This window comes from Thalassospira sp. Z349TD_5 (assembly GCF_056173045.1).
In genome coordinates this window covers 1,012,329-1,027,894 of the sequence record NZ_CM149654.1, presented here as the reverse complement: position 1 = coordinate 1,027,894, position 15,566 = coordinate 1,012,329, and the positions used below count along the sequence as shown (strand labels likewise).

General features: G+C 53.9%; 15 protein-coding genes. 5 read left to right on the top strand and 10 right to left on the bottom strand.

Translation table 11 applies throughout. The features are described from left to right. Window positions 1-16 precede the first annotated feature (16 nt). The 8 genes from AC0VXT_RS04555 to flgB all read right to left on the bottom strand — a co-directional run bounded on the left by AC0VXT_RS04555 (window position 17) and on the right by flgB (window position 7,579). Window positions 17-2,632 carry a hybrid sensor histidine kinase/response regulator gene (locus AC0VXT_RS04555; RefSeq protein ID WP_475547673.1) on the bottom strand — a complete coding sequence of 872 codons (2,616 nt, stop codon included), beginning with the start codon at window positions 2,630-2,632 and terminating at the stop codon, window positions 17-19. Between the two features lie 223 nt (window positions 2,633-2,855). Next, window positions 2,856-3,761 (bottom strand): class A beta-lactamase, encoded by a 906-nt coding sequence (gene bla, locus AC0VXT_RS04550; RefSeq protein ID WP_475547672.1) that lies wholly within the window; start codon window positions 3,759-3,761, stop codon window positions 2,856-2,858. 180 nt (window positions 3,762-3,941) lie between these two features. Next, a complete protein-coding gene (flhB, locus tag AC0VXT_RS04545; protein WP_475547671.1) occupies window positions 3,942-5,012 on the bottom strand; it encodes a flagellar biosynthesis protein FlhB in 1,071 nt (356 codons plus the stop codon). A gap of 52 nt (window positions 5,013-5,064) precedes the next feature. Next, the gene (gene fliR, locus AC0VXT_RS04540; protein WP_022731899.1) at window positions 5,065-5,829 is read right to left on the bottom strand and encodes a flagellar biosynthetic protein FliR; all 765 of its coding nucleotides are present in this window, start codon (window positions 5,827-5,829) and stop codon (window positions 5,065-5,067) included. 102 nt (window positions 5,830-5,931) lie between these two features. Continuing rightward, window positions 5,932-6,201 (bottom strand): flagellar biosynthesis protein FliQ, encoded by a 270-nt coding sequence (gene fliQ, locus AC0VXT_RS04535; RefSeq protein ID WP_022731898.1) that lies wholly within the window; start codon window positions 6,199-6,201, stop codon window positions 5,932-5,934. Between the two features lie 173 nt (window positions 6,202-6,374). Further along, on the bottom strand, window positions 6,375-6,701 hold the full coding sequence (gene fliE, locus AC0VXT_RS04530) for a flagellar hook-basal body complex protein FliE (protein ID WP_022731897.1): 327 nt from the start codon (window positions 6,699-6,701) through the stop codon (window positions 6,375-6,377). Window positions 6,702-6,746: 45 nt separating this feature from the next. Beyond that, entirely contained in the window at window positions 6,747-7,154 is a 408-nt protein-coding gene (gene flgC, locus AC0VXT_RS04525) for a flagellar basal body rod protein FlgC (protein WP_022731896.1), read from the bottom strand. Window positions 7,155-7,177: 23 nt separating this feature from the next. Then, the gene (gene flgB / locus AC0VXT_RS04520; protein ID WP_022731895.1) at window positions 7,178-7,579 is read right to left on the bottom strand and encodes a flagellar basal body rod protein FlgB; all 402 of its coding nucleotides are present in this window, start codon (window positions 7,577-7,579) and stop codon (window positions 7,178-7,180) included. Between the two features lie 283 nt (window positions 7,580-7,862). Here flgB and csrA point away from each other — a divergent pair, with 283 nt between their 5' ends. The 5 genes from csrA to fliP all read left to right on the top strand — a co-directional run bounded on the left by csrA (window position 7,863) and on the right by fliP (window position 10,492). Beyond that, window positions 7,863-8,141: a carbon storage regulator CsrA gene (gene csrA / locus AC0VXT_RS04515; RefSeq protein WP_028791477.1), complete on the top strand. Its 279-nt coding sequence runs from the start codon at window positions 7,863-7,865 to the stop codon at window positions 8,139-8,141. A 226-nt stretch (window positions 8,142-8,367) separates the two neighbouring features. Further along, entirely contained in the window at window positions 8,368-8,784 is a 417-nt protein-coding gene (locus AC0VXT_RS04510; protein WP_101302072.1) for an EscU/YscU/HrcU family type III secretion system export apparatus switch protein, read from the top strand. Then, entirely contained in the window at window positions 8,781-9,116 is a 336-nt protein-coding gene (locus AC0VXT_RS04505; RefSeq protein WP_022731892.1) for a hypothetical protein, read from the top strand. Before AC0VXT_RS04510 ends, AC0VXT_RS04505 begins: the two co-directional genes overlap by 4 nt. A 171-nt stretch (window positions 9,117-9,287) precedes the next feature. Beyond that, window positions 9,288-9,674 carry a FliO/MopB family protein gene (locus AC0VXT_RS04500; RefSeq protein WP_475547670.1) on the top strand — a complete coding sequence of 129 codons (387 nt, stop codon included), beginning with the start codon at window positions 9,288-9,290 and terminating at the stop codon, window positions 9,672-9,674. Next, complete coding sequence (fliP, locus tag AC0VXT_RS04495; protein WP_102785757.1) at window positions 9,671-10,492, top strand: flagellar type III secretion system pore protein FliP; 822 nt, start codon at window positions 9,671-9,673, stop codon at window positions 10,490-10,492. The genes AC0VXT_RS04500 and fliP overlap by 4 nt, the downstream gene beginning before the upstream one ends. A gap of 136 nt (window positions 10,493-10,628) precedes the next feature. Here fliP and AC0VXT_RS04490 read toward each other — a convergent pair whose 3' ends face one another. After that, window positions 10,629-11,960, bottom strand: a complete 1,332-nt coding sequence (locus AC0VXT_RS04490) for an SEL1-like repeat protein (protein ID WP_475547669.1) — start codon at window positions 11,958-11,960, stop codon at window positions 10,629-10,631. A 97-nt stretch (window positions 11,961-12,057) separates the two neighbouring features. Continuing rightward, complete coding sequence (locus tag AC0VXT_RS04485) at window positions 12,058-15,564, bottom strand: tetratricopeptide repeat protein (protein ID WP_475547668.1); 3,507 nt, start codon at window positions 15,562-15,564, stop codon at window positions 12,058-12,060. Window positions 15,565-15,566: the final 2 nt, after the last annotated feature.

Here is a 15,566-nt window from a genome sequence, read left to right as displayed (position 1 = left end):
TCGACGTCCGACGGCCTCAAAGCACTTCCTTGACCTTGGTCGCCAAATCCTTGAGCGAGAATGGCTTGGGCAGGAAATGCACGCCGTTTTCTTCGTCAAGTTCATCGCGATAGGTATCTTCGGCATAACCGGAGATAAAGATGACTTTGAGTTCCGGTTTCTGTTCACGCAACATGCGGACCAGAGTCGGGCCATCGATCCCGGGCATCACCACATCGGAAATCACCAGATCAATCGTCTTGTCGGTCTTGTTTAAGACCTCAAGCGCGTTTTCGCCGTTATTGGCCTCAAGCACCTCATAACCCTTGCTACGAAGTGCGCGTGCGCCAAAGGTCCGCACCGCGTCTTCGTCCTCGACCAGAAGGATCGCACCGGTTCCGGTCAAATCGCGGGACGGGGCTTCTTCGGCGACGGCCTGCGTTTCAGCCAGCTCTTCCTCGGTCGCCTCATAGCGCGGCAGATAGATGGTAAAGGTCGTGCCTTTGCCTTCTTCGCTGTCGACGGCGATAAAGCCACCGGTTTGTTTGACAATGCCATAGACCGTTGAAAGCCCAAGCCCCGTGCCTTCGCCGCGTTGCTTGGTCGAGAAGAAGGGCTCGAAAATGCGGGTCAGATTGTCTTTGGGGATGCCAATACCGTTATCAGACACCTTGATGCCGATATAATCGCCCGGCGGGATAACTTCGGTGCCTGTTGCCTTGGGCTCGTCAATGATTTCGGTGCTGGTCTGAACCGTCAGGACTCCGCCCTCGCCTGCCATCGCATCACGGGCATTGACCACAAGGTTAATGATCACCTGATCAAGCTGTCCCGGATCAACCTTAACCAACCCGATATCACGGCCATGATTGACCTTAAGATCGATTTTCTCACCAATCAGGCGACGCAGCAGGTTCGACATTTCTGCCAGCGCGTCGGTGATGTTGATGATTTTGGGTTGCAGGGTTTGACGGCGTGAAAACGCCAGCAACTGCCGGACAAGATTGGCTGCACGGTTGGCATTCTGTTTGATCTGCATAATGTCGGCAAAGCTCGGATCACCCGGCCCATGGCGCGACAACAACAGATCACAGAAGCCGATCATCGCGGTCAGAAGATTATTGAAATCATGGGCCACCCCACCCGCAAGCTGACCAACCGCCTGCATTTTTTGGGACTGGGCAAATTGTTCCTCAAGGTTCTTCTGCTCGGTCGTATCAAGGAAGTTCAGAAGCAACGCACCGGCTTCGCCCGAACGTCCGGCAACCCGTTGCAGATAAATCTGGGCGGCAACCCCACGCGCGCCCGAAAGGCGGGCTTCGATCTGACCGCCCTTGCCCATGCCCATAACGGCCTTGGACAGATAACGCGCAACCTCGTCGCGGTCTTCGGGCAGGATCAACTCAAGGATCGACCGACCCACCACATTTTCATGGCGCTGCCCGGCGGTGACGATAAAGGCCCGATTGGCGTCGGTCACCGTGCCCGACATATCAGCCAGCACAATCGACAGCGGGCTTTCATCAAAGAACCAGCGTACCCGGCGCTCGGTTTCCGCCAGTGCATGTTCCCATTCGTGGGCCGGCATCGGATCGGGGAAGATCACGGCCTGACTGCGGACCGGGCCCGTGCCCGGGGCATTGATCGAATGGGTGACAAAGCATCGGATCGGCTCGCCGCCTTTGACCTTAAGCTTGACCTCGCCGTTGATCCCGTCACCGACAATCAAATCCGCCAGTTCAAGAGACCCGCTGTTGAAATCTTCGGGATCGCCGCCAAGCCAGCTTGCCAAGCGGCGGTTAAGATACAGAATACGGCCTTCTTCATCCAGCCCACACACACCGACCGGCAGACGTTCAATCATCTGATCAGCATGTTCAAGCCCGCCGGCAATCGCACCGGCAACAGTGGGCAACATTGCGGGCATATCGTCGGCCTGCTGGGCGGCAATCTGGAATGGGGTATCCTCGCCATGCGACGGCATCAATACCGACGCACCGGCATCGGTCATGACAGACGGATCAACACCATCGACTGTCCATAACATTTGGCCCGAACGGGCATTACCCGCCGTAACCGCGATGCGCAGGCACGCGCCATTTGCCATTGCAGCCGGCACAGTGTCGTCACTTGCGTCGGTTATGTCTTCGCGGTCTCCTTGGGCATCATCGGGTGTCGCAAGATGATCAGCCGCAACAAACTTTTCAGATCGCGACAGGTCGATATACATCTCCCCGCCTTCGCCGCGCATAGCACGGGTGCGAAGCTCGGCCAGATCGGCACTGCCGATATCAAGATAGGAAAGACGTGCTTCAAGGGCAGACAGCATATCCGCCCCGGGTTCGATCGCCAGTTTGCGCGAGAACGCCGGGTTGGCATAGATTGTCCGGCCATAAGCATCAATCAGCGCAACGCCGATATCGGATTTCGAAAGACCATTGATCACAGGGCCGAGTTCATCATGTCCGCCATTGCGCCAACGCGCAGACAGCGACAATGCCCCGACCGCAACAATTGCGACCCCGGTCACCATCGACCCGATGATCCACATCAGACGCGCATCAAGACCTGCCTTTGCCATGACCTCAAGCAGGACATAGACAAACGCAACAAATGCGACACTTACAGCAAGGATGAGCCCCCGAAACAGCACGCGACCGCCTTTAAAGCCAATAACTTATCACAATAGTCTATACTTTTAGCTGGTTATGAGACGACTGGCTACCGGCAAGTTTTACCGGGCACCACCTTGTAATCGTCGGGCGGCTTTCTGTCCCCTTGCATCAAGGATAAATAATATGGCGGGGCAATCAGCAGGTGCCGATAGCCCCACACAGGGTTCTATTTATACCAGCAAGTTATATACCGGCGAGCCGTCATAATGGCTCCTCGTTGATCTTTACCGCGACAGCAGTGGCAATGGCATTCCCAATTTCGGCAATCGCGGCATTACGGGCATCAAACGACGCGTCGGTTTGGGTAATATAAACTGCCACAACCAGCGGCTTTCGCCCGGTCGGCCAAATAATGCCAATATTACCCCGCGATCCGTAGCCACCAGCACCGGTGCGATCACCTATCACCCAGTCATCGGGCATGCCCGCCCGGATCAATGGCCCGCCAACCTTATTGCCGACCAGCCAGCTTTTTAAGTGCTGGCGCAATGGATCGGACAGCACATCGCCCAAAACCAGATCGTGCAGGGTTCGGGCGATTGCATCGGGCGTGGTTGTATCGCGCATATCCCCCGGAACGGCTTCGTTCAGTTCCGGTTCACGTCGATCAAGACGGGTCGTATTATCGCCGATATCACGCAAAAAGGCCGTTACCCCATCGGGACCACCCAGTGCATCCATGATCAAATTGCCCGCGGTATTGTCACTTAGCGACATGGTTGCATCACATAATGCCCCAATCGTCATACCCGGCGCTCCGACATGTTTTTCCGTGACCGGTGAATAGGTCACAAGATCACTTTTTGCAAAGACAACCTTACGCTCAAGGTTTTCCTTCCCCTGATCAACCCGCGACAGGATCGCGGCACAGGCAAGGGCCTTGAACGTGCTGGTCATCGGGAAACGTTCGTCCCCACGATAATGCCAGTTCTGATTGCTTTGAGTGTCCATAATGGCAATACCGATCCGAGCATCAAGACGGCCTTCAAGATCACGTACGGTTTGCACGATGTTATCCGTGGTGTCCTCTGCCCTGACAAAAAAGGGCGCGATACATATCAGGACCGCAAGACTGCCCGCGACAAGACGGCCAGCATGATTCTTCACAATCGACAATATTTTCCACTTTCAGTTGGTTGGCGCAACGCATCCCCCGTATGGCATTCATGCCAAAGGAGCACGCTGTTTAGAAGCTGCGCGTTTTCAATCAGGATCATGCCGAAATTGAGGTGGAAAAATGTCGAAACGCCGCAACCGGACTGAATTCACAATTTGGCAATAAGTCCGCTATCCCAGCTTCTTGCCTTTTTGACGGAACACGAACGAGATGATCTTGGCGACGGCTTTGTAATGTTCGGGGGGAACTTCCTGATCGATTTCAACCGTGGCAAATAGCGCACGGGCAACCGGCGGGTTTTCCATCACCGTGACACCGTTTTCTTCGGCCACTTCACGGATTTTAAGCGCGATGTTGTCCTGCCCCTTGGCAACACACATCGGGGCACCCATCGTATCGATGTCGTATTTCAGTGCGACGGCAAAATGGGTCGGGTTCGTAATCACCACGTCGGCAGAGGGAACGTTTGACATCATGCGTTGCTGAGCACGTTGCATACGGATTTGACGGACTTTGGCCTTGATTTCCGGGCTGCCTTCGGTCTGCTTATATTCGTCCTTGATTTCCTGCTTGGACATTTTCATCTGCTTGTTGAACTCATACCGTTGGTAGGCAAAGTCCAACCCGGCAATCACGGCCGTCAATGAAATGGTCGCAATCAACAAGATCACGATCATGTCGTAGAGGCGCTCAAGCGTTAAAGCCAGTGGCATTTGCGGGTACAGTTCGACATCAACCAGTTCTGGCATTATGACAAGTGTCAGAACCACCCCAACCAGCAAAAGCTTTGAGACATTCTTGACGAACTCAACCATCGTTTTCATCGAAAACTGATTTTTAAGCCCTTTGAGCGGATTGAGCTTTTCTGGTTTTGGTTCGATCCGGTCAAGGGCCACCACAAGGCCGTTCTGTAACAGATGACCGGCCGCCGCAAAGAAAACCAAAAGTACAAACGGGATGCCCAGAACCCACAGCATGCCCAGCATCACATCCTTAAACAGGATCGGCATGCCTGCCCGGCTGACATCAATCATGTGCGGATGTTCAATAAAGCCAAGCGAAAGGTCGCGAACAGCTTCGGCCATGCTTGGCCCCAGCATCATCAGGACAAGACCACCGCCAAACAACAGCATGAAGTTGCCGACTTCCTTGGAAACCGGCACCTGACCCTTTTTGCGCGCGTCTTCAAGCTTTTTACTTGTGGGGTCTTCTGTCTTTTGGCTGTCGTCTTCTTCTGCCATTGGCTACCCATTCATGGCCAGAGCATCACCCCGACAATCGGAGCACTCTGCCCTACGGATTGATAAATGCCTCAAGTCCGTTTTCGTAGTATTCAAGAAACACCATCATCATGGATGGCAATGCCAGCGTCAATAAAAGCAGCGCCAACCCAATTTGAACAGGCATGGCAACGAAGAAAACCGGTAATTGCGGCATCAGTTTATTTAACAATCCGAGTGCTATTTGCAATACCAGCGCAACAATCAGGAACGGTGCCGATATTTGGGCGGCAATCATGAAGCTGTCACTGATCGCATGGGCGAAAAACTCACTCATATCGCCAACCGGCAAGGCCCCGCCGGGCGGAAACAGCGAATAGCTTTCAAACAAGGCCTGGATCATCAAATGGTCCATCCCGGTGGCAAACAACAAGACAATCCCGACCTGAATCAACAGGTTGCCAGTCACCGCGCTTTGCGCGCCTGATAACGGGTCCGATGAAAAAGCATTCGCCATCGATGACAGGTAGGCAATAATGCCCCCCGCTGTTTGCAAACCGGCCAGCATGACCTGTGCGAACAAGGCAAAGAAAAGCCCGACCGTAATTTCATACCCAATAGCCAACAGCAAAGACGCCGCATCCGCAGGCTGAGGCGGGAACAAAGGCCCCGCAAGCGGGGAAATTACGACCGCGACCCAAAAGGCAAATAAAAGACGGGCGCGTGCGGGGACACTTCTCGCCCCGATACCGGGCATATACATAAAAGCGGCCCCGACCCTGGCGAAACTCATCAGGACGACATAGACGTTAAGAGTAAGAAACTCCTGAAGATCCATCTTGCCTTGGCTGCCTTGGGTTACGAAACGGGGCGAATGGTGGTGCCGGGACGACGGGGACGTGTCGCGGTTAAAAGATGAAACAGTTCGTGCGAGCCGTCGCTAATTTGGCAGTCCGATGAAATGATCAACCATCCGGCCCATAAACTCGACCATTTCCGTCATCATCCACGGCAACAACACCAGAAGAGCCACAAAAATCACCAGAATTTTTGGCACAAACGTCAGTGTCATTTCCTGAATTTGTGTCAGGGCCTGAAACAGCGCGATGACCAGACCGACCCCAAGTGCGATCAACATCAGCGGCGTGGTCACCTTGAGCAGCGTCCAAACTGCGTCATAGGCCACATCCATGATTTCCGCTTGATCCATCTGGTCTTCCCGCCTCGTCGTACTCTTGCTGGCGATCATGCCGCCGGTTCATTCTTCATACAGGATATGGCCGCCCGATTGCCATGATTTCCTGTTGTATCAAATGGTTCTTCAAAAACAAAAAACCGCACGGTCTATCGTGCGGTTTCGTCTTTACGTCATAACGCCTGCATTCAGACCGGCATGTTCAGGATGCTTTGATACGCCTCAACAGCTTTGTCACGCACCCCAACCACAGTTCTCAGGGTTACTTCAGCCGCCGAAACCGCCGTCACAACTTCATGGAGTTCAGCATCGCCGGTAATGGCCTTTTGGGTCATCTGTTCGCTGTTGACCATGGTATCGCGGGCATCATATGCCGCCCCACGCACCATGTCGGCAAAACTTTCCCCCGGATCAACGGTATTGCCCGTACCGGTGACACGTTCGGCAACGGTATCGGTCTTGCCCGCAGCCGCATTGCGGTAGGCAGAAATGGCATCGTTGAAACTGGAGACCATCGGTTTAGATCCTTAAACTTGTCTTGGTCCTTTAGATATGACTGCTTACTGCAGGATATCAAGGGTCTTGAGCAACATGCTGCGCGATGACTGGATCACATTGAGGTTGGCCTCATAGGAACGCTGTGCTTCGCGCATATCCATCATTTCAACCAGTGTTTCGACATTCGGGGTCTGAACGTACCCCTGATCGTTGGCTGCTGGATGGCTTGGTTCGTACTTCATACCAAAATCGGAGCGGTCAGGCACGACCTTATTGACCTTAACCATCTCAACACCGACTTCGCGGTCCATGACATTTTTAAATGTCAGAAGTTTACGGCGATATGGGTCCTGTCCCGGCTGGGTCGGAAGGCTATCGGCGTTGGCAACGTTTTCCGCGGCAATACGAAGACGGGTCCCCTGGGCGCGCATACCAGCAGCAGAGATTTGAAAAGCTTTGTAAAGTTCCATGATTTTAACTCTCTACGATCGGGTTAGATGCGGCCGAGGGCGGAAATGAACATCGATTTCTGCTTGGAATAAAGACGGGTCATGGTTTGATAATCGACTTGGTTTTCGTTCATCTTGACCATCTGTTCTTCAAGGATCACTGCGTTTTTACCCGGTGCGACTTCGTAGTTCTTGCGCACTTCCTCGTCCTTGAAGTTTTGCGGTTTATGCAGGCCCTGGCTGTGGCCCGGCGTGGTCGCGTTCATGGCCAGAATGAACTGGCGATCGCGGCCGATATTCTTCGGATCGAATTTTTTCAGATCGTCGGGGCGGTAATTTGGCGTATCGGAGTTGGCGATGTTCTGCGCAATGACTTCCTGACGCTGTGTCAGCCAGTCCATCTTTTCTTTAAGGTTGGCGAACATGCCAAGTTTGCCGATATCCATTTTCTGCTCCTTGTCTGCGCTTTGCTCAGTATTGGGTGCGCGGGTAAAGCCGACGTTAACGCTATTGCCCTTGCGGGGCCGGTTTGATCAAAGAGGCGATTTTTGCCGCGCCGAACAATCCTGCCAACCTAAATGCATGAAGCGTGCCAGAGCCGAAAACATCCTTGAATTCGCATAGATTTCCCGCAAATGAAGGCTGGTACTAGACCGCGCGTTTGAAAGCGGGCATATTGTGCACGATCTGGTAAATTATGTTTGCCATCTAGCGAAACCGGGACACCGTATGCTCTATCTCACACGAAAAGTCGGCGACTCCGTTGTCATTGACGACAATATCGAGGTCACTGTCGTTGAGGTCCGTGGCAAGACCGTTAAGCTCGGCTTCACATTCCCTGAAGACGTTCAGGTCCTGCGACGCGAACTCTATGACCGCATTCAGGAAGAAAACCGTTCTGCTGCCGTCAGCGAAGACCTTATCCGTCATCTCGGACAATCTTCATCGCCATCCGCCAAAACGGTCGAAAAAGAAGCTGACATCGGCAAGGACGCCGATGATAGCTGACGTTTGATCCGTTCCCCCGTGCCGGGCGGCACCATTTGCAGTGCCCGTTTAACCGATACCTGCCGTTAACGTCGCGGATATCCTAAATCCGGCCCGGACATCTGCCCTCTTATATTGCAACTTTCTGTGGTGAACTGGGTCGACAACGATTTGTTGACCATCTCGGGTCTATGGTCGAACCTGAGATTTGAAATTCAGGCAAAAGCGTCCCGGGTTGAAGGGCAGTATGAGCGGGAAAAAACCCACATATGACATAACGGACGCACCGGCATCCAAAACGGAAAAATTTGCCGCGCCCGGAACGTCTGAGCAAAAGGCTGTTGCCCTTCGCTATGCGCATGGTCGTGACAACGCCCCGGTCCTTAGTGCAAAGGGCGAAGGCGGCGTTGCGGAACAGATATTGCAGGTGGCCTTTGCCAACGGGATCAAGGTTCGCAAGGACACCGATCTGACGGAAATACTGATGGCTGTTGAAGTCGAAAGCGAAATTCCGCTTGAAGCGTTTGCTGCCGTCGCCGAGATTTTGAACTATATATACCGGATCAACCGTATTTACGGCGATCCATCGCGCAGCCAGACCGAGCCGACCGACAGGGTCTCGGCTGCACCATCAGGTGATCGAAACGGGGAAGGCCAATCATGAGCCCTGAACATTTCAAACCCGATCAGTTCAAGAAGGATCTAAAGCGCGTATTGTCGCTGATCCGAACCAGTCAGCGGTATCTTGAAGACGGCAAGGTTGTCGAGCTTTCAGCCCTTGAAACCAAAGTTGCCGATCTGTGTGCGCAGGCCCGCTCCATGAACCCGGAACAACGCACCGATGTGACACCGCTGCTTGCGGCCCTTACCGATGAATTGGCCCTGTTTGAAACCAATATGGAACAGGAATACGCCGACCTTCAACGTCAATTGCGGGGCATCAGTAACACTGCACAGGCCACAAACGCCTATGCCCATGCGGCCAAAACCCGATAAGGGATTTTGATTTCCATGGTGGCAAAAGGCTGATTTCAAACGCCTTACCGGTGCGAACATCGGTTTGACATCTTGTGTGACCGGTGTGGTCGCGGTAAACAGAAATATGGTCGTTGCGGGTAAGACGTCACTTTTGGACAGTCTCGGGTCGATCACGGGGATGACTACCTGATGGAACTAAGCACTTATTTCCGGTTTGTTGCTGCCCTGATTTTTGTTCTGGGCATTATCGGGGTGTTTGCCCTGATTGCACGGCGTTTTGTGCCTGGTGCACGCAACATCAACCGGCGCGGTATTAAACGCCGCCTGTCCATTGTCGAAGTGGTTCCTGTTGATACCAAACGCCGTCTTGTTCTTCTGAAACGTGATGATACCGAACATCTGGTCTTGTTGGGGCCAAATGGCGATATGATCGTCGAGCGCAACATCGGCACCCATTTTACCGACCTTCTCGACAGTGACGTTACAGATCCCCCGGAAGAAGGGGAAAAAGATGCCGATATCCTGTCTACCCCCCGCAAGACCATCGACACGACCGACAGGAAAGCCCCCGTATGAGCCGTTCTTTCGATCATAACGATACGTCGCACAACACGACCGCGTCGTCGCCCGCACGGTGGCGCGCACCGCGCTGGTTGACGCTATGTGCGATTTGGTCACTGCTGCCCTTGATTGCCATTCTGATCGGTGGCGATACAGTTCATGCTCAGACGTTTAATTTTGATCTGGGCGAAGGCCCGGGGGTGACATCATCAGGGCGCATGATTCAGTTGATCGGTCTGATCACGATCCTGAGCATCGCACCGGCCATCCTGATGATGGTGACATCCTTTACCCGTATCATCGTAGTCCTCAGCCTGCTTCGAACAGCCCTTGGCATTCAGCAGTCCCCACCCAATCAGGTTCTTGTCAGCTTGGCGATGTTCCTGACCCTGTTCATCATGATGCCAACCCTTGAAAGGGTCTGGGATGAGGGCATTCAGCCGATGATCAATGGCGACATTGATGAGTTCGAAGGGTTTGAGCGTTCTGTAAGCCCGGTGCATGATTTCATGATGACGCAGGTACGCGACCGCGACCTCGAATTGTTTGTTAATTTGGCAAAGGTCGAAGTCACCACCCCCGAAAGCATTCCGCTGCGCGCCCTCATCCCGGCCTTTATGATCAGCGAGCTCCGCCGGGCGTTTGAAATCGGCTTCTTGTTGTTCATTCCGTTTTTGATCATCGACATGGTGGTTGCAAGTATCCTGATGTCGATGGGGATGATGATGTTGCCACCTGTCATCATTTCGCTACCATTCAAGCTGATTTTCTTTGTGATGGTCGATGGCTGGTACTTGATTGCCGGATCTTTGGTGGAAAGTTTCGGGGGGTAGCCCCCGAAAGCGCCGAACCCCAAAAATCACCCACCCAAAAATCACCCACCCAAAACAAAAGCCGCCCTGCATGTGCAGGCGGCTTTTTTAGTGCGTTGGACGTTTCGTCTCGACCGTCATCTCCGCAACGAAAACACTACGCTTTGTAGTTACCCGACTTGGTACCCGATTTGAAAACACCATTTTCAAGCGGTTTCAGACCAAAGCTTCCGCGGCGTGGGCCGGGATTTTCGGCAACGTATTTTTCAGCCACGCGACGTTCTTTTTCACTCATGCGGGCCAAAACGGCTTCCATTTCGCGGTATGCCTGACTGCCTTCGGCAGGGGACGACATACGTAGCCAGTAATAAGCCAGCACATTGTCCTGTTCCACGCCACTGCCGATGGCATACAAGCGACCAAGGCCAGCCTGACCGTTGGCAGACCCTTTGCGGGCAGCGCGTTCAAACCATGTCGCCGAACGCACCATGTCAACAGGCACGCCAAGGCCATGCTCATACATCACCCCAATCAGGTGATAACCGCCGGGATGGCCAAGCTCAGCCAAATCCATCGCAATATCAAGTGCTGCAGCGTAATCGGGTTCGCGATGCGGCACGCCAAAAATCAGGATTTGCGTCATTTGATATTTGGCGGACACATCTCCCTGATCACAGGCATGCGTCAACATCGTCCAGCCGCGGTTAAACAGCTTGAGATCCGAGGAGTGACAGAAATACATCGCAAGATTGGCCTGCGCATATGCGTCACCCTCACTGGCGGCCATTTCAAACCAACTGATGCTTTCGGCCACATTGCGTTCCGCACCAAGACCAACGCCAAGCGCATAGCCAAGGGCCGATGCGGCTTCGACGCTGCCCGCACGTGCCGCGCGCATGTTGTATTCAAAAGATTTGGACGGGTCGCGGCTGACACCACGGCCTTCAAGATAAAGATAGGCAAGAACACTGGCTGCTGACGGATCGTTCAGTGCGCTCGCGCGCTGCAGATACTCGATTGCCGTTTCATCATCCTGAGAAACACCCCAGCCGTTCAGATAGCACACACCAAGATTGTAAAGCGCTGCCACAGAGCCAAATTCAACAGCTTCTTCAAACCAGTGCGCGGCGGTTTCCGCATTTTCCTGAACGCCAAGCCCCTTGGCATAAAGATAGCCAAGATTGTTGGCCGAAATAGACTCACCCGATGATGCTTCTTCGTTAAACCAGTACGCCGCTTCGCGGTACCATTGCTGGCCTTCGCCAAGGTCCTCGGCAACGCCGATTCCCTTACTGCGCATGTAGCCATAGCAGATCGCAGCAAACGCACGGCTTTGACGGTGAATCTGGTCAAGGATACGTCGAGTCGCACTTTCATCACGCGGCATTCCTGCGCCCTGAAAGTGCTTTTCGGCAAGCGAAAGCTGCGCAAAGATGTCTTTTTCCACCTTTACGTCATCATAATAGACCATCTTTAAAGCGCGATCCATCACAGCAACTCTTTCGCCATAACCAAAACATCAACGGAAAAAGGGCGCAAATCGGTGCTTTTTAGCTCCGCATGCGGCTCACACCATTGTTCGAGCTTTAATTTATAGCACTAAGCTGAGATTTTTCCAACTGATCGCGATAATTTGCGAGGAAACCCTGGAAGTTCTCTACCTCGTCAACCTTGTCTGCCAAGGTCCGATAATCGATCAAACCCTGTGTCGGTGACGAGGTAATCAGATTAAATGCCTGTGCAAACGGGCTTGCGGCCATGACCTCGCCATAGCGACGTTTGAGCATATTAAGCGTCCGCTCCTGCCCGCCCATCGCAAGGTTCACAGCCCAGTTCAAGACATAACGCGCACGCTCGTCAGAGAACCCGTCAATCACATCGCCTTGATCCCCACCGACCAGACGCTGGAAGGTTTCTGCCGCCGATAAGAAATCACGTGTCCCACGATAGTAGTTGACCCGCAGCAGTTCGGCATTTTTGGAAAAATCACCTTCAAGCGATGAAATGGCTTCGGCCCCGCGATCAACATCCAAAAGAGCACGCGCCTTAAGGTGACGTCGTTGGGTATCGAGCTCTTCGGAAATGCCCGGTTCTTCGGTCTTTTCAATGACACTGATGGTTTGTTCAGGTTTGCTGTCGAGCAAATAGACCAAACCAAGGCGTGCCCCGACACGCGCCTTTTCCACCCCATCAAGGCGGAAATCAACCTGATGTTCGAGTAACTCTTCGGCGCGCTCAAACAGTTCGACACTGACCATCCGATCGGCAAGACGGCGGATCAGCTCATCACCCTTTTCACCGGCCGGGGTCAGTTCGCGGAACTCGTCATACAGGGCCACCGCCTTGATCGCCGAGATATTGTTGATGTCGTCACCCAAATAGAGGTTATCAAACGTCTTGTGCATCAAGTCGGTTGCTTCTATGGCAACCGGCATATTCGGGAAGAAGATCGCAACCTGACGCAGGGTATTTAATCCATCGCGGAAATCTTTGTTTTCGATCTGCAGTTCACCAATACGTTTGAGCAACGCCATCTCAAACGCATCGCCACGCCATGCAAACCGCAACTTTTGAAGCTGTTCGATCGCATCATCGGCTGTCAGCCGCTCCAAACGCATCAAAAGTTCTGTTCTGTCAAAGATAGCATGGGCACGGGCTTTGCGGTTTTCGCCCTCGGCCACCTGATCCCAGGTCGCAACCGCTTGTTCCAGTTCGCCAGCTTCCTCTTCGAAGATGCCTTTGAGATACTGGACGTCCATGATCTTGCTTTCGGACAACCCGCTGGTCAGCAACATTTTTTCAATCAGGTCCATGCCTGCTTCGGGATTGCCAACCAAAAGCGCCTGCTCGGTCGCAATCGGTCCGATCCGTCCCAGAAGTTCTGGCGGATAGAAATCAAGGATATGGACGCTTTCAAGCAAGTCACGTGCGCCTTCGTTCGGTCGCCCGCGTGCAGCAAGGGTCACGGCCCGCCACAACTGCATTTCCGGGATCGCCTTCAGGCGGTCGTCGTCAAGCAGACGTTCGGCTTCGGCGTAATCACGATTCAGGAATTTGACCGCCGCCTTCAAGGCACGGAACTGAACTTTCTGCGCAATCAGCGGATCGTCTTCTTCCATAACGGAAACGATGGCATTTGCTTCTGGACCAAGACCGTTGGCCAAATAATATTCCGCCAGTTCCAGCCGGGCCTTATTGCGATGTTCGTCACCGCTTTGCGCAATCGCCCCGCGCAACTTGTGAATGGCGTTGTTATAATTATCGAGCCCCCCGCGTCGCCAGTCATCAAGCTCGAAGATCAACCCTTCGCGACCATCACCCGTTGCGGCCCGCACCCCGGTTGCGGACGCCAGCAACCGCGCACCTTCCGGTGAGATATTAAGACCATCTTCGGCGGTAACAACCACGGCTTGACCGTCGCCACGACTGGTGACCTGTACAGTTTCGTTCATGGGCGCGACCACAACCCCCTGCACGGATGGCAACACTTCAAATTCCGGATAGCGCAGGGCAACCTCGATGCCATAACCCCGTTGAGATGTGGTTACAACACGCAACATATCGCCCACTTCCGGGTCATCAATTGGAATGGTTGGCCCGATATCATCAAGTGGCACAATCAGGCGCGCGCGGGTCTGTTCATCAAGCTCAATCGAGGGGCCAAGTTTTTCTACCGGCTGCAGAATACCTTGTTGCAGCGTGACCCGCCAATCACCGGCGTCATTGACAGTGGTATAAAGTCCCACACCTTCGGGAATGGTCAGGCGCACAACGGTCGCATAGGGACTGTCGATCTGCTCAATCACCCCGACAATCTGGGCTGCTTCCTGTCGGACGGCTTCAAGGTCAAGACTGGCCCGAACATCAAATACCGCCCACAAGAATCCGGCACGTGACCAGATTGCCGCCCCACCGGGCTGACCGAACGGGAAGTTAAGCGACATCTCTGTTGCCGTTTGCTCAACCGTAACCGACAGATCGCCAATGCTTTCGCGTTCCTGTGCCCCACCCACCGTCGCACCACTTTGCTGAGCATCCGCTAACGCCTGTGCTGCCAAGGCTTCTGGTGACGTCGGATCAATCCCGTCATTTGCCGCAGGACTGGACCCATCTGGCGTTTGCGCTGGATCAGTACTTGCAGTTTCCGGCGGAGCAGCCGGTGCACTGCTTTGAGATGCAGGTGCTGCGGGTGCAGGCGGCGTTACAGCTGCGCTCGGGGTCGTTGTCGTTGCCGGGCGACTGTCTTCGGCTGTGCTGACCGGGGCGCGCTGTGCGCCCATAATATCAACGACAACCTTGTTACCAGACCGGAAATGGCGCAACGAGCGCGGCGGATCTGTATCAATAGCCACATCAAGCGGGTTTGTCGCCGATTGGCGAATGCGCACCCCTTCGGGCAGACGACGTGAAATTGCCGCCCCGTCAATCCGCGCAGGGGATGCGAATGCAACTGTTTGTGATCCTTGCGCGCCGCTTAACTCATATTCGGTGCGATTGGGCCAATCAAAAACCAGTCGGTAGAATGTTGGGTGACGCCCAACCCGCACATCAAGGGTGCGCAAATCGGGATCACCGTTTTCAATATCTGTGGTTTCAACCGGCACGGTCGGTGCAGGTGTCACTTGCGGTGACGTTTGTTCTTGCTGTGCAGGTTTGCTGGTCGGCAGCGGCGGTGTTGGCGCAGGTGCAGTGGCTTGTGGTTTGTCTAGGATATCAAGAACCACGTTGCTGCCGACATTAAAGGCCCGCACTTCGAAATCATCACGCAGCACAAAGGCGACTGTGCGGCCATCCGGATCAAAGAAACCGTCTGCAACATATTCAGAAACCGGGGTAAGCACCCCGCGCAGGGATGCGACGAGCGGCGCGTCAAATCGCACAACGAGCTGATCACCGATGATTTCAGCGGTGTAATTGACCGGCTTGCTCCATTGCAGAACAATTCGTCCATAGCCGCTATGCATCCCGGAACGGATGATCACTGGATCAACCGCCTGGGCCATTGCAGGGCGCATTCCGCTAATGGGCAATAAAATTGCCGTGGCAGCCGTGATCGCAGCCGCCAGCAGGATGCGCACAGCAAGATTTGCCATAC

Coding starts and splice junctions, on each gene's coding strand:
- flhB (WP_475547671.1), bottom strand. CDS start 5,012: ATGGCAGAAGAAGACGACAGCCAAAAGACAGAAGACCCCACAAGTAAA.
- fliP (WP_102785757.1), top strand. CDS start 9,671: ATGAGCCGTTCTTTCGATCATAACGATACGTCGCACAACACGACCGCG.
- flgB (WP_022731895.1), bottom strand. CDS start 7,579: ATGGATATCGGCAAACTTGGCATGTTCGCCAACCTTAAAGAAAAGATG.
- flgC (WP_022731896.1), bottom strand. CDS start 7,154: ATGGAACTTTACAAAGCTTTTCAAATCTCTGCTGCTGGTATGCGCGCC.
- AC0VXT_RS04500 (WP_475547670.1), top strand. CDS start 9,288: ATGGAACTAAGCACTTATTTCCGGTTTGTTGCTGCCCTGATTTTTGTT.
- csrA (WP_028791477.1), top strand. CDS start 7,863: ATGCTCTATCTCACACGAAAAGTCGGCGACTCCGTTGTCATTGACGAC.
- AC0VXT_RS04485 (WP_475547668.1), bottom strand. CDS start 15,564: ATGGCAAATCTTGCTGTGCGCATCCTGCTGGCGGCTGCGATCACGGCT.
- fliQ (WP_022731898.1), bottom strand. CDS start 6,201: ATGGATCAAGCGGAAATCATGGATGTGGCCTATGACGCAGTTTGGACG.
- fliE (WP_022731897.1), bottom strand. CDS start 6,701: ATGGTCTCCAGTTTCAACGATGCCATTTCTGCCTACCGCAATGCGGCT.
- AC0VXT_RS04505 (WP_022731892.1), top strand. CDS start 8,781: ATGAGCCCTGAACATTTCAAACCCGATCAGTTCAAGAAGGATCTAAAG.
- AC0VXT_RS04510 (WP_101302072.1), top strand. CDS start 8,368: ATGAGCGGGAAAAAACCCACATATGACATAACGGACGCACCGGCATCC.
- fliR (WP_022731899.1), bottom strand. CDS start 5,829: ATGGATCTTCAGGAGTTTCTTACTCTTAACGTCTATGTCGTCCTGATG.
- AC0VXT_RS04490 (WP_475547669.1), bottom strand. CDS start 11,960: ATGGATCGCGCTTTAAAGATGGTCTATTATGATGACGTAAAGGTGGAA.